The sequence below is a fragment of the Brevibacillus sp. 1238 genome (assembly GCF_029892995.1).
GTDB lineage: Bacteria > Bacillota > Bacilli > Brevibacillales > Brevibacillaceae > Brevibacillus > Brevibacillus parabrevis.
In genome coordinates this window covers 252,563-266,405 of record NZ_JARXWC010000006.1, presented here as the reverse complement: position 1 = coordinate 266,405, position 13,843 = coordinate 252,563, and the positions used below count along the sequence as shown (strand labels likewise).

Here is a 13,843-nt window from a genome sequence, read left to right as displayed (position 1 = left end):
CAGTTCAAGTGTCACGGAGCTTTGCCAGCGGAGGCTGGGAAGAATCCCGCACTTTTATTAGCTTACTTGCGTCTCGCTGTCTTGCGAAAACTGGCTGTTGTACAAATCGGCGTAGAAACCGCCCTGCGCCAGCAGTTCTGCGTGATTCCCCTGCTCGATCACCGTGCCCTTGTTCATGACGAGAATCATATCGGCATCGCGGATCGTCGACAGGCGATGGGCGATCACAAAGCTCGTTCGTCCTTCCATCAGACCAGCCATCGCTTTTTGAATCAACAGCTCTGTCCGGGTATCGACGCTGCTCGTCGCCTCATCGAGAATCAAAATCGCCGGATCGGCGAGGAACGCCCTGGCAATCGTCAGAAGCTGCTTTTGTCCTTGCGAGATATTCGATGCTTCCTCATTCAGCATCGTCTCGTATCCTTCCGGCAGCGTCCGCACAAAATGGTCGGCATGTGCTGCTTTCGCCGCCTCGATGATCTCGGCGTCGCTTGCCCCCGCCCGTCCGTAGGCGATATTTTCCTTGATCGTTCCGTTAAACAGCCACGTGTCCTGCAGCACCATGCCAAACTGGCTCCGCAGCTCGCCCCGCGGCAAATCGCGGATGTCGTGTCCGTCAATCGTAATGCGTCCGCCATCAAGCTCGTAGAAGCGCATGAGCAAATTGACCAAAGTAGTCTTGCCAGCCCCGGTCGGTCCGACGATCGCCACCGTCATGCCTGGCTGTACATCGATGTTCATATCCGTAATCAGCGGTTCCGCTTCCTTGTAGCCAAACGACACGTGTTCGAACTGCACATGCCCCTGCGAACGGACAGCGACAGCTTCGGAGCGCTCATCTGCCGACTCCTCTTCTGCGTCCAGCACTTCAAAAACACGCTCGGCAGCGACAAGCGTTGACTGGATGATGTTCGCAATGTTGGCCGTTTGCGTAATCGGCTGGGAAAACTGCTGGGCGTACTGGATGAACGCCTGCACATCCCCGATCGTAATACTGCCGCGAGTCACGAGCACGCCTCCGACTACACAGACAAGCACAAATCCGATATTGCCGACAAACATCATCAAAGGCATCATGATCCCGGCAAGAAACTGCGCCTTCCAGCCTGATTGATACAGCTTTTCGTTAATCGCATCGAACTTCTCGATCGCGCTTTTTTCCCGGCCAAACGCTTTGACGATTTTATGCCCCGTGTACATTTCTTCCACGTGACCGTTCAGTTCGCCGAGCGCTTGCTGCTGTCCTTTGAAATGCGGCATCGAGCGGGAAGCCACCAGTTTGATCACAACGACGCTAAGCGGCAAGGTCAGCATCAAAATCACCGTCATCAGCGGACTGATCGTCAGCATCATGACGACTACCCCCACCAGCGTGATGATCGACGTGATCGTCTGCGTCAAGCTTTGCTGCAACGTCCCGCTGATCGTATCCACATCGTTGACGACCCGGCTCATGATCTCGCCATACGTGCGCTCGTCAAAGTATTTCAGCGGCAGCCGCGCCAGCTTTTCATTTACTTCTTTGCGCAAAGCATACACGGTCTTTTGCGCGACAGAAGCCATCACGTATTGCTGAATATAGGCAAACAGAGACGAAAACAAATACAGCCCGATCAGCGTCACGATAATTTGCCAGATCGCAGAAAAATCGAACGTCGCCCCAGGTACTCCCTTCACCTTGCCCATGAACCCTTCGAAAATCGTAGTCGTTGCATTCCCCAGCAGCTTCGGACTGAGAATACCGAAAATCGTACTGAGTGCAGCGGTCAAAAAGACGATGAACAGCTGGAAGCGATACGGCTTCAAATAGCCGAGCAAGCGGCGCAGCGTCCCTTTGAAATCTTTTGCCTTCTGACCAGGCATTGTCAGCATTCCAGGCCCGCCGAAGCCCATCGGCCTTTGCCCGCCTGGCCCTTGGGGAGGTCGTTGTTGATTTTCCTTCATGCGAGTTCCTCCTCTGTCAGTTGGGATGTGACAATCTCCTGGTAGATGCTACAGGTGGCAAGCAGCTCGCGGTGTGTGCCGATCCCCGCCACTCTGCCTTCCTCCAGCACGATGATCTGGTCAGCGTCCATCACCGTGTTGACCCGCTGTGCCACGATGATGACCGTCGCCTCCTGCGTTTCGCTTTTCAAGGCAGCTCTCAGCTTGGCATCTGTTTTGAAATCAAGCGCCGAAAAGCTGTCGTCAAAAATGTAGACGCCCGGCTGGCGAACGAGCGCCCGGGCAATCGAAAGCCGCTGCTTTTGCCCGCCGGACAAATTGGCTCCGCCCTGCGAGAGCACCGTATCCAATCCGTCCGGCATGTTCTCGATAAAGTCTGTGGCTTGGGCAATGTCCAGTGCGTGCCGGATTTCCTCTGTTGTCGCCTCTTCTTTTCCGTAACGAATATTGTCCGCAATCGTCCCGGTGAACAGCAGAGCCTTTTGCGGCACGAAGCCAATGTTTGTCCGCAGCTCGCTTTGCGGCCAGTCGCGCACATCCGTGCCGCCTACTTGAACATACCCGCTCTCGACATCGTAAAAGCGCGGGATCAGGCTGGCGAGCGTGCTTTTCCCCGAGCCGGTTCCTCCGATCACGGCCGTCACCTGTCCACGCCGGGCCACGAAAGAAATGTCGGAGAGGGCGGGCTTTTCTGCGCCTGGATAGCGGAACGTCACTTGGTCAAAAACGACGTCTCCCCCTGCGCTTGCTTTCCCTACACTTGCCTGCTCGCGGTCGACGATGACCGGCTCAGTCGAGAGCACGTCGTGAATCCGCGCCGCTGAAGCGGAAGCTCTCGGCACCATGCTGAACATCATCGACGCCATCATCAAGGAAAACAAAATTTGCATCGCATACTGCAAAAAGGCCATCAAATCGCCTACTTGCATATGGCCCGTGCTAATCCGCAATCCGCCAAACCAGATGATCGCAATCGAAGTGGCATTCATCATCAGCATCATGACAGGCATCATCCCAGCCATGATCTGGTTGGCTTTGATCGCTGTCGCAGTCAAATCTTCGTTCGCGCGATTGAAGCGTCCCCGCTCGTGCTCAATCCGATTGAAAGCCCGCACGACGCGGATGCCTGTCAACGACTCGCGCAGCACGAGATTGAGCTTGTCGATTTTGCCTTGCATGGCTTGGAAATACGGAATCCCTTTCGAGCCGATCCCGAAAATCGCCAGGACCAAAATCGGAATCGCCACAATGATCACGATGGACAGCTCCGCGTCTTTGGACAAAGCCATGATGATCCCGCCGATACACATCATCGGAGCCATGACCATCATCCGCAACATCATGTTCAGCACCTGCTGGACTTGGGCAATGTCATTGGTCGTTCTCGTGATCAGCGAAGCGGTCCCGTGCTTGTCGAACTCCTCCAGCGAGAACCGTTCAATATGACTGAACACGCTGCTGCGTATCCGCATCCCGAAACCGGAAGCAGAACGGGATGCCATGTAGCTGGCCGCGACAGACAAAACTGCAGCGCCTGCCGAGACAAGCAGCATGAAGCCGCCCGTTGTCCATATATAAGCCGTATTTTCCTTCACGATCCCTTCGTTGACGATATGTGACATCAACGTCGGGAGATACAAGTTCGCAATCGACTGAAGCAACATAAACAACATCGTCAGAAAGACCATCTGACGGTATGGCCGTAAATAACGCAATAATTTCAGCAAAAAAATCCTCCTTTTGTCCTTCAGCTACATGCGCGGTTAAGGCCGGAGCATGGAGACGCACGATTCAGTTGCCGCTTCAATCTCATCCGTGAGCAACGCCTTGATTTGTTCCATATCATGTCCGTCCGCGCGCAAGTTCTTCTTTTTCCGGTGCAAATAACCCATCGCGTGCATCATCGCTCCCCAAAACTGCTCCGCGAGCAACTCCGGCGACATTTGACGCACATCGCCTGCCTCCATCCCTTGGCGGAGCGCATCTACCATGACTTGCAAATTGTTGTCGCGCCACATCAGCCCACGCAGTTCTTCCCCCGTAAACAGCTCACGCAAATCATGGCGCATGCGAAAAAAGAACATGACATGCAAAGAGCGTTCAAACAAATTGTGGAACATGACGAGGGCAAACTGTTTGCACAGTTCTACCGCTGTCCCTTCCTGCGAAAAATGATAGCGGGTATGCTTGTTGGAGAGCTGAAACATATGCGCAAACAAATCGCGAAACAACGAGCGCTTGTCTTTGTAGTAGTAATACACCAATCCTCTGGCTACTCCGGCATGCTCAGCCACATCCTTGATATCTGCGGCTGCGTAGCCCTTTTCCACATAAACAGCAAGAGCGCCCTGCATGATCGCTTCCTTTCGCTGGGCGCGAATTTCTTCGTTCTGCTCCTTTGAGCGAGGCACGAGCTGCTCCCCCCTTTTTTCATTGACTTTCGTGTCAGTCAAAATATAATCCTGTTAGCAGCGACTGTCAATAGGTGAAAATCGTCGCTGTAAAACGAATGCATGTTCTCTTCCCGCTTGAGCCACCCTTATAGGGAAGGAGGGATACGATCATGAGCGAGCAAAACTTCGAACAAATTTATGCGGAATACAAAGCGGCAGGCGAGCAACAGGCTTTGCGCGAAAGCGACCAGGGCTACCTCCCGTCTGCTGCGGGCAAAGAGCAAATTGTTGCCGTGCGCAAAAATGACGATGGCGATTTGATCGCCTTCAAAACAAACTCGGGAAGGGAGCTGGATTACCTCACCGCTTTGCAGGAGGCCAAGGCGGGGAACCTGGCGCATGTGGACGTGTTTCACAAGTACGGACGGGATATTTTGCGCAGCGAGCCTGACGGCATCAAGGAAAACAACCTGGACAACCTCCCAGCTTTTTAAGTCGCCACACCCTGTACAGGCCATTGATCCGATGGCCTGCTTTTATTTGCTTCGCGAAAAGCAGGCCACGCCTAAGCAGCAGGGGCAGCGAATATTTATGGAAAAAGCAGGATTTCTCATTTCACCAAATGGGGAGGAACATACTGTGAAACAGTTGTTTCGAGAAACGTGGATCGAAGTCAATCTCGATGCGATCAAGAAAAATATTCGGGCGTTCCGTCGCTATATTCCCAAGCAGACGAAAATCATGGCGGTGGTCAAGGCGAACGCTTACGGACATGGTTCGGTAGGCGTTGCCCGCCACGCTCTGCAGTACGGAGCAACCTCTCTTGCTGTCGCGATCATCGAGGAAGGCATTGTCCTGCGCCAGGCGGGAATCACCGCCCCGATCCTTGTGCTTGGTTTCACCCCGCTCTCCCGCGTCAAGGAAGCACTCGCCTGGAATATCGAGCTATCCGCCTTCCAGGTAGACTGGATCAAAGAAGCGCAAAAAATTGTCCGCGCATCCGATTTCAGCGGCCGCCTGAACATTCACGTCAATATGGACACAGGGATGGGACGTCTTGGCGTACGGACAAAGAAAAATCTGCTCTCCGTCGTAAAAGCATTGGAGGCCAGCCCGGACTTGCACTGGAATGGCATTTTCACCCATTTTTCCACCGCCGATGAAGCCGACCACACCTTGACCAAGCTACAGCACGAGCTTTTCGTCAATGGCCTGCGCTATTTGGAGCAACACGGGTTCAAGCTCCCGACCGTACACATGTGCAATACAGCCGCCGCCATCGCCTATCCGGATTACAGCGCAGATATGATTCGCCTCGGCATCGGCATGTACGGACTGTATCCGTCCGCTTACATTCGCAGCCTGAATCGCATCAGGCTCGTGCCCGCGCTCAGTTTGAAGTCGCGTTTTTCGTATGTGAAAACGATGCTGTCGGAACCGTACACGATCAGCTATGGAGCGACGTACATAGCGAAAAAAGGCGAAGTCATCGGAACGATTCCCATCGGTTATGCCGACGGCTACTCGCGCGCTTTGTCGAACCGCGGGTTTGTGTTGTACAAAGGCAAGCGCATGCCCATTGCCGGGCGCGTGACGATGGATCAGCTGATGGTCAGTCTCGGCGAGCGAAAAGCGAAGCAAGGCGAGGAAATCGTCCTGTACGGCAAGCAAGAAGGCGGAGAAATTACCGTGGATGAAATCGCGGAAATGCTCGGAACGATCAACTACGAAGTCGTGGCTACTTTAAGCAACCGCATCCCGCGCTTGTTTTTGGTCAAAGGAGAAGTCGTGGAAATCACGCATTTGCTGCCAAAAGGATAACCGCTTGCCCACTCCCCTGTACGAACAGCATCCGCTGTCAGCAGGGGAGTTTTTTCGCATAGATTAGCCGCCAGCAACAAAACATAAGAGAATCTTGCCATGGAAAGGATTGGATTGAACCCATGAAGTCACGATGGACCTGCGCCATTCTTGCCTTTTTGCTGCTCAGCCTGCCCCTTTTCGGCTGCAAGGCTGGTGAACCATTTCAGCTCCAGGAGAAAAAGGGGCCAGCCCCGCTTTCTGACGACGGCTCGGTTCAGGCGCATAAGCCAGTCGTGGTCATCCTGATCGATTCGTTAATGGACAAGCCCCTGCAAGAAGCCATCCGCCAAGGCCGCGCTCCTGCCCTGGCTTTTTTGCAGGCAAAAGGACACTACTTCCCGCGCATCGTCAGTTCTTTTCCCACGATGTCTGTCACCATCGACAGCACGCTGCTCACAGGAAGCTACGCCGATCGCCACCACATCCCCGGACTTTCCTGGTACAGCGAAGCGGAAAACCGGATGATTTACTACGGATACGGCCCGAAAGAAGCGCTGAAAATCGACCAGCCGCAAGTGCTGCTCGATGCCATTCAGCAATTGAACCAAACCCAGTTGAGCAAAGACACAAAAACGATCCACGAAGAACTCGCGGACCTGGGCAAAGACTCTGCTTCCATCAATGCGATTGTCTGGCGCGGAAAAACAGCCCATACCTTGAAAATCCCCCATCTGATCGAGGTGGCCGCTCAACTTCCCGGCGAGCTTTCGGTTACGGGACCGACATTCATGTCCTACGCCGCCTTTGCCCAACTCGATCCGAATCAAAAGCGGCACACGCGAATCTGGCGCAAATACGGCATGAACGATGAGTTCTCTGCGCAGGAAACCGCCTTTTTGATCGATCATAGCCGACTGCCTCCGCTGACCATTGCCTACTTGCCGGAAAATGACGCAGAGGTACACAAAAAGGGGCCAGCGACGATAGACGGGATTGAAAATGCGGACAAGGCGCTGCAAAGTCTGCTTGATACTTTTGGATCGTGGGACCAGGCGGTCGAGGAAGTGCGTTGGATCGTCATGGGAGACAGCGCACAAAGCGCGGTAAAAGCGGATCGGCAAGCCGCTATTATCGACCTGCGCAGCTTGCTCGCGCCTTTTCTCATCCCCCCGATCAGCCGTCCTCCGCAAGCGAATGACCAGGTCGTCATCGCCGCCAATGAACGGATGGCGTATGTGTACGCCCTTGATCCAAAACTCTCCCTCTCTGCGCTCGTCACTCAGCTTCAGCGCGAGCCGAGGCTCGATATCATCGCGCGCAAAGAAGGATCGTCCATCGTCGTCTCCGCTGGCGGAAGCGATGGCAAACGCCGGGTGGCGTACAAGCCAGGCGGGCCTTTTCAAGATGAGTACGGGCAGTCGTGGAGCTTGCAGGGTGACGCGAGCGTGCTCGATATCAAGCGGGCAAAAAAGCGCATCACGTACGGAAAATACCCCGATGTGCTTGCCAGGCTGAACGGTGCCTTGAACTCCCATCCTGGGCGCTACGTGGTTGTCACCGCCCAGCCTGGCTACGAGCTGGCGACAGAAAGCTCTCCTGCCCATCTGGGAGGTGCTGCACACGGCTCGCTGCATGAAGTCGATTCACTCGTCCCGCTCTTGGTCACCGGGACGGACAGCCGACCGAAAACGAACCGCATCGTCGATCTCAAAGAATGGCTGCTTCGTCTCGTAAACGAATAGGCTTGCCGACGCGCTTATTCTTTGTTGATTCGCTGCCGGGCTGATTCCCGCTTGCCTGTGGCGGGAACCAGCTCTCCCACTTCTCCCAGGCCAAAAGCAGGCATATTGACGTACACGCACTCGTAGTTCCCTGCTTCCACCAGATACGTCTCGTGATAAATCCCTACCGAGCCATCCGTCCCTACCGCCTGATTGAATTTTCGCCACGCTGTCAGGTGAAGGGGCGCATGCCGCGCATACTTTTCCAAATGCTCAAACGACCGCCAATATTGAATCTGCGTAATCGTCCGCATGTTGACGCTGGAGCGGCTGCCCAAAAACCCGAGTTCGGGATTTTGATACAGCTCCTGCATCATCCCGCCCATTGCCTTCGCCACCGGAACCCATTTGTGCACAGCCAGCAACTGGTTGATTCGCATACCGATAATGAACACCACGTAAGACCCATCCACTTTTGCCGTATACCGCCCTGGCATTACGTTTGCCATCTGCAATCCCCTACCTTGTCAACGTTTTGAGATGAAGCTCATAGTAAGCCATGAAATCATCAGAATGAAACAAATGCGCCGACAAATACGCTCCGTAAAACATCGAGAATAACAAAACGACTGCCTCTTCGTTGCTGACATGAGCAACCAACTGTCCGTCTTCGCGCGCTTCCTGCACACACTGCTCAAAAATCTGGTGCATGTTCTTGCCGCCGATTTCTGCTCGCTGCGCCGCTTCGACATCGGGGAACAGCAAGGACAGTTCCGCCTCCGACAGTGCCGGAACGCACGGATGCATCTTTTGCTCGGCGAGAAAACTGATCAGGCTGAGCATGATTCCAGGCTGCTTTTCCGCATATTGCGCCACCATGGAAAAGACGTGGCGCACGGCGGCAAAGCCTCGCTTCCCGTTGTCTGCCAGCTCTTTGTAACACCGCACCTGCCAGATGCTCATAAAATAAATCAGCAGCTCTTCTTTTTGCGGGAAAAATTTGAAAAAGGTCACCTTGGAGACTTCTGCCTGCGCGCATATGTCATCCACAAGCACGCTGCGGAATGTGCCTTCGTTGATCAGCGCAAGCGCTGCCTCCAGCAAGGCGAGCTTCGTCTTCGCTTTCTTTTTCTCACGCAACGAAATCGTTTCAGCCATTGTTTCCTTCCCTTCCAGTTACACCCAAGACTAGGATAGCACTTAAGTTAACTTTAGTAAAGTTTTTTATTCGAGTAAACAAAACTCAAAATCGCTTGCTGATTTCTCCTCCCCCAGTAGCCAATGGCCCAAAAACCCATACGATAGGGAAAGAGCCTTGTTGAAGGAGAGAATCCCCCGTGAGAATTTGTTTTTCCTGCAATCTCATCGAGTTCAAGCCAAAGGGGAACGTCCTGCAATTTTTTATTTTGCTGCGCTCCCTCGACCGCAAAGTGGCGAAGCTTGGGGCAAACGAACGCAAGCGGTACGTGCTCGACTGCGTCCTCCCTTTTCAGTTTCGCAACGGGATGGGCGGCTTTACGTTTGAACACGTCCGCTTTTACAAATCCGACCAGCTCGTCGACGACCTCATTGCCCGCGACCAAAAGCACAACTACGACTTTTTGTTTATCCGCGGCCGCAACGAAGCGTTTCATCTGGTGGAAAAAAAGCCGTCCCTCGGCAAAAAACTGCTGTATTTGGCCGTCCAGTACAATTTGCGCGATCCGTACATCATGGGCAGGCTGGATCACATCTTTCAGCATTCCCGCGTCGTTTTTTTCCAGACCGAGCCGAACGCCGAGCGCTATCGCCGCTACCAGTTAAGCAAAGCCAAATACGCGGAAAAGGAACTGAACCGCAAAATCCAGGTGCTGCCCCAGTTTGTCGAGCACCAGGAAGACGGGGCGCTCATCCGTCAGCCGGGAGATCCGCTGCACCTGATCTGGGCAGGCGTCATCCGACCACGCTATGGACTTGCTGTAGCCACCAAAGCGATCCGCCTGATCCGCAAATCGGTTCCGCAGGCGAAGCTGCGCGTCCTTTACCCGTCCATCGTCGGGAGCTATCAAAAGAAAGCGCAGCTTCTGCTGCGCACGCCCGGAGTAGCCGACCACGGGCAAAAATCGATGTGGGCGACGAAAAAAATGATCGTCCAGAGCGGGATCGGCATTGCGCTGCTCTACGACAACACTCCGGACCAAAACCCGTCCCACTCCTACTTGTCGCGGATCATCGAATGCATGGCGCTCGGCGTACCCGTGCTGACGACCCGGACGATCGGCAATCTCGCTCTGCTCGGAGAAGCGTATCCCCTTTTCGTGCAAGATGCCCACGACATCGCTTTTCATTACGAAAAGCTGCGCAACCCGGCCTATTACGCGGACATGAGCGCGTACGTGCGGTCGCGCGGGGAGCGCTTTCTCGCCGACAACGCCGTCCAGTCTTTCTGGCGCGTCCTGCAAACGGAATTTAGCTACCGCAAATAGCCAAAAGCCAACACGCTCCTTGAGCAGAAGCTGTGTTGGCTTTTGGTGTTATTTCATCATTTTTCCCATGCGATAGGCTGCTTCCATAATGTACGGCGCGTACTGGCTCATTTTTTCCGGTGTCAGACGATTGGACGGGCCAGAAGCCGCAATCGATGCGACAAGCTGCCCGTTGCGGTTGAAGATCGGAACCGCGACCGCCGCTGTCCCAAGCTCCCGTTCCTCCACACTGGTGGCAAATCCTTGTCTTCTGATCTGGTCGAGCTGCTCGATGTACGCTTCCTGATTCACGAAGTCGGGCCAGTTCGGATCGTTCAAGACTTGCTCCAGCACATACGGATCGGCATAAGCCACCAACACCTTGCTGGACGCTCCCACAGCCAGTGGCATGCGCGCCCCGATCGGAGCGACCCGGCGAATCGGTTGTCTGCTCTGCACAGCCTGAATACGTATCCGCTCGTTTCCATCTCGCACATACAGGCTGATTGTTTCTTCGACCAAATCCCGCAATCTCTCCATCTCAGGCAAGAGAAGCGTAGCCGGATCATCGTTATGCGTCAAATTGGCCGAAAGCTCCCAGATTCGAAAGCCCAGCCGGTATTTCTCCGTCTGAACATCACGGATGAGAAAGCCCTTGTTCTCCAGCGTCGCCAGCAGACGATGCACGGTGCTTTTATGCAAGGAAAGGCGACTCGATATCTCACTAAGCCCAAGGTCTGTGGCGTCCGTAAAACAGAGCAGGATATCCAAAGCACGTTCGACAGAGCGAACGTTTGCTTTTTGTTCATCCATTGTTTCTTACCCCTTCTTCCTACTTGGTTCCGTTCGTTTCATCTGATGAAACAAATATGCTACTTTTCAGTATACAAAAATTAAAGGCATAGTAAAGAGCGAATCTTCGCCCTCCCCGCCATATCCTACCTATTTTTTGACAGCAAGGACATTCCCACAAGCGCTGAAACAAGCTGCACATACATTATGAAGAAGCAAAAGACGTTTCATGTTTCGATTGGGGGAATGACCTCTTTGGGCAAAAAAAGCGAGTCCAAGCTTACCAAATACTACGTCTTGCGCGCAAGCTCCACCCTGTCCGGCGCATTGCCGCGCACGCGTCCCTTTTCCAAACGCGCCTTGTACGATTTCCTCGATCGCTACAGCAAAGTGATCGCCAAGCCAGCCGCAGGCAGCGGCGGAGCCGGAGTCATTCTCGTAACCGGACTGGGCCGCAGCAAATACCGCATCCAGCGTGGTGCCAAACGCAAGACCAAGCACAGCAAAAAATCGACCTACAAGTATTTGCGCAAAAAAATCAGCAGCCGCTATCTCGTGCAGCGAGGCATCTCTTTGGCTCGCGTCAGCGGATCTTTGTTTGACGTCAGAGTCATGGTGCAGCGAAAAAGCGGTCAGCCGTGGGTCGTGACCGGAATGCTTGCCAAAGTGGCCGGACGCGGCTATATCATAACCAACATCAAGCGCAGCGGCGGCAAAGTGCTCCCGCTCTCCACAGCCCTCCACCGCTCGAACATTCGCGGCGCTTCTCCCGCTGCCGTCATCGCCCGCATGCGGCAGGTTGCTCTGCTCGCTGCCCAGCGTCTGTCCCGCTACTATACGAGTCAGCGCGTTTTCGGCCTGGACATGGGCGTCGATGCAAAAGGGCGGGTGTGGATCATTGAAGCAAACTTGCGTCCTGACATCTCTCTATTTTTGAAGCTCGCGGACAAAAGCATGTACAGAACGATCGTTGCCTATCGCAGGCGCAGATAAACCGGGCATAAGCTCCTGATCGGGACGAAATCGTCCGGCGGGGGCTTTGCCTTTTTTGAGCACGGCTTAGCACGGCTTGCCTTGATCTTGTTCGACCAGGAAAAGGCAAAAGAAAAGGGGCACATCCCCTTCGTCTGCGCAAGACGTTCGGGACAGCCCCCCTGCTATTATCACCGTGATTTTAGAAATCGAAGTTGTCCGGGTCTGGCCCAAAGCGCTTGTTCTCGTTCAACGCACTGATTTTGTCCACGTCTTCCGCGCTCAACGCAAAATCAAAGACGTCGGCATTTTGCTCAATCCGAGCAGGCGTGATCGATTTCGGGATTGTGACGACCCCGTTTTGCAAATCCCAACGAATGACGATTTGCGCAGGCGATTTGCCGTATTTTTGTCCCAGTTCCACCAGCAGCGGATGATCGAGGTTTCCTTGCATCAGCGGGCTCCACGCCTCCAGCTGGATAGCGCGATCCTTGCAGTACGCATGCAGCTCCCTTTGCGTGAGCAGCGGATGGTATTCGACCTGGTTGACAACCGGCGTAATTTCGCTGTGCTTGCGCAGCTCTTCCAGATGGTGAATGTGGAAATTGCTCACGCCGATTGCGCGCACGTAGCCGTCCCGATACAGCTTTTCCAAGGCTCTCCACGTGTCCACGAACTTGTCTTTTACCGGCCAGTGGACCAGGTACAAATCAAGCGTGTCGAGCTTCAGCTTTTTCATGCTCACGTCAAAAGCTTTGAGCGTCGACTCATAGCCTTGATCCGCATTCCAAACCTTTGTCGTGATGAACAGCTGATCGCGATCGATTCCCGCCTGACGGATACCTTCTGCTACGCCTTCCTCGTTGCCGTAGACAGCTGCCGTGTCCACACTGCGGTAACCCGCCTCAATAGCCGAGCGGACTGCCACTGTTTCGTTGCCTTCCTTTGCTTTCCAGACACCCAGGCCCAACCAAGGCATTTCCACTCCGTTGTTCAAAACGGAACGATCCGTGATTTTTGTTGCCATCCGATCTCCTCCCGACTAACGCTGTTTATGTACTTACATTAAGAAAGTATATCACAGGTTGGTCGATCGGAAAACTTGTCTCATACAAGCTGGCAAAAAGCCCACCTTTTAGTACAACCGATTTTTATAGCTATCCTGCAATCCCTCAGCCACTTCTTTCGCCCCTAAACCGGGCAGCTTCACATGATCCGCGATCATTTTGGCGATATCCGGGGTCGTTCCAGCCTCAGGCCACGTGTCCGGCTTCCACAGCCCGGAGCGCATGAACGCCTTGGCGCAATGGGCGTAACATTCTTCCACTTGCACGCCGATTCCATGCGTCGGCACCTTGCCTTTGACCGCCATTTTCTCCAAAATATCCTGATCCTGGATGATGCACGCCCGACCGTTGATCCGCAGCGTTTCTTCCAAGGTCGGAATCAAAAAAATCAGGCCGATGTGCGGATTCACGAGGATGTTGGTGATCGAATCCATCCGCTTGTTGCCCGGGCGCTCCGGGATAACCAGATGGTGGTCGTCGACGATGTGCACGAAGCCTGGAGCATCGCCGCGCGGGGATGCGTCACAGTTTCCTTTTTCGTCGGCAGTCGAGATAATCAAAAAAGGCGACTGGGCTATATAATTGCGGCAATGGTCGTCCAGTTGGGTAATCACCTTGTTTTGCACCAGACGGCTCGGCTCTCCGAAAATTTCCCGCAATTGGGTTTCCGATGTGATTACTTCACGAAATATTCCGAATCCTGACAT

13 protein-coding genes are annotated in these 13,843 nt (G+C 54.0%); 5 read left to right on the top strand and 8 right to left on the bottom strand.

Going from position 1 to position 13,843, the window contains the following annotated elements:
• Positions 1-57: 57 nt before the first annotated feature.
• Genes M2298_RS16495 through M2298_RS16485 form a run of 3 tightly spaced genes read right to left on the bottom strand, consistent with a single transcriptional unit; the run spans position 58 to position 4,355 of the window.
• A complete protein-coding gene (locus M2298_RS16495; protein WP_280648751.1) occupies positions 58-1,944 on the bottom strand; it encodes an ABC transporter ATP-binding protein in 1,887 nt (628 codons plus the stop codon).
• Positions 1,941-3,671, bottom strand: coding sequence for an ABC transporter ATP-binding protein (locus M2298_RS16490; RefSeq protein WP_173599126.1), 1,731 nt, complete (start codon positions 3,669-3,671; stop codon positions 1,941-1,943). Before M2298_RS16490 ends, M2298_RS16495 begins: the two co-directional genes overlap by 4 nt.
• Positions 3,672-3,707: 36 nt before the next feature.
• Positions 3,708-4,355: a TetR/AcrR family transcriptional regulator gene (locus M2298_RS16485; protein ID WP_122964072.1), complete on the bottom strand. Its 648-nt coding sequence runs from the start codon at positions 4,353-4,355 to the stop codon at positions 3,708-3,710.
• Between the two features lie 152 nt (positions 4,356-4,507).
• Here M2298_RS16485 and M2298_RS16480 point away from each other — a divergent pair, with 152 nt between their 5' ends.
• The 3 genes from M2298_RS16480 to M2298_RS16470 all read left to right on the top strand — a co-directional run bounded on the left by M2298_RS16480 (position 4,508) and on the right by M2298_RS16470 (position 7,882).
• Positions 4,508-4,831, top strand: coding sequence for a DUF3892 domain-containing protein (locus M2298_RS16480; protein WP_122963985.1), 324 nt, complete (start codon positions 4,508-4,510; stop codon positions 4,829-4,831).
• A gap of 145 nt (positions 4,832-4,976) precedes the next feature.
• Positions 4,977-6,158: an alanine racemase gene (gene alr, locus M2298_RS16475; protein WP_122964071.1), complete on the top strand. Its 1,182-nt coding sequence runs from the start codon at positions 4,977-4,979 to the stop codon at positions 6,156-6,158.
• A 122-nt stretch (positions 6,159-6,280) separates the two neighbouring features.
• Positions 6,281-7,882: an alkaline phosphatase family protein gene (locus M2298_RS16470; protein ID WP_280648750.1), complete on the top strand. Its 1,602-nt coding sequence runs from the start codon at positions 6,281-6,283 to the stop codon at positions 7,880-7,882.
• A 14-nt stretch (positions 7,883-7,896) separates the two neighbouring features.
• On the opposite strand, the gene M2298_RS16465 is transcribed toward M2298_RS16470, so the two are convergent.
• Positions 7,897-8,370, bottom strand: coding sequence for a DUF4188 domain-containing protein (locus tag M2298_RS16465; protein WP_122963983.1), 474 nt, complete (start codon positions 8,368-8,370; stop codon positions 7,897-7,899).
• A 10-nt stretch (positions 8,371-8,380) separates the two neighbouring features.
• On the bottom strand, positions 8,381-9,019 hold the full coding sequence (locus tag M2298_RS16460; RefSeq protein ID WP_280648749.1) for a TetR/AcrR family transcriptional regulator: 639 nt from the start codon (positions 9,017-9,019) through the stop codon (positions 8,381-8,383).
• A 179-nt stretch (positions 9,020-9,198) separates the two neighbouring features.
• Between M2298_RS16460 and M2298_RS16455 the strand changes: the two genes are divergently transcribed.
• Positions 9,199-10,326, top strand: a complete 1,128-nt coding sequence (locus M2298_RS16455) for a glycosyltransferase family protein (RefSeq protein WP_280648748.1) — start codon at positions 9,199-9,201, stop codon at positions 10,324-10,326.
• A gap of 48 nt (positions 10,327-10,374) precedes the next feature.
• Here the strand turns inward: M2298_RS16455 and M2298_RS16450 are convergent, their stop codons facing one another.
• Positions 10,375-11,118 (bottom strand): IclR family transcriptional regulator, encoded by a 744-nt coding sequence (locus M2298_RS16450; protein WP_122963980.1) that lies wholly within the window; start codon positions 11,116-11,118, stop codon positions 10,375-10,377.
• Between the two features lie 186 nt (positions 11,119-11,304).
• Here M2298_RS16450 and M2298_RS16445 point away from each other — a divergent pair, with 186 nt between their 5' ends.
• Positions 11,305-12,090: a YheC/YheD family protein gene (locus M2298_RS16445; protein WP_280648747.1), complete on the top strand. Its 786-nt coding sequence runs from the start codon at positions 11,305-11,307 to the stop codon at positions 12,088-12,090.
• A gap of 181 nt (positions 12,091-12,271) precedes the next feature.
• Here the strand turns inward: M2298_RS16445 and M2298_RS16440 are convergent, their stop codons facing one another.
• Positions 12,272-13,096 (bottom strand): aldo/keto reductase, encoded by an 825-nt coding sequence (locus M2298_RS16440; protein ID WP_280648746.1) that lies wholly within the window; start codon positions 13,094-13,096, stop codon positions 12,272-12,274.
• A 108-nt stretch (positions 13,097-13,204) separates the two neighbouring features.
• Positions 13,205-13,843, bottom strand: a complete 639-nt coding sequence (locus M2298_RS16435) for a pyridoxamine 5'-phosphate oxidase family protein (RefSeq protein WP_173596885.1) — start codon at positions 13,841-13,843, stop codon at positions 13,205-13,207.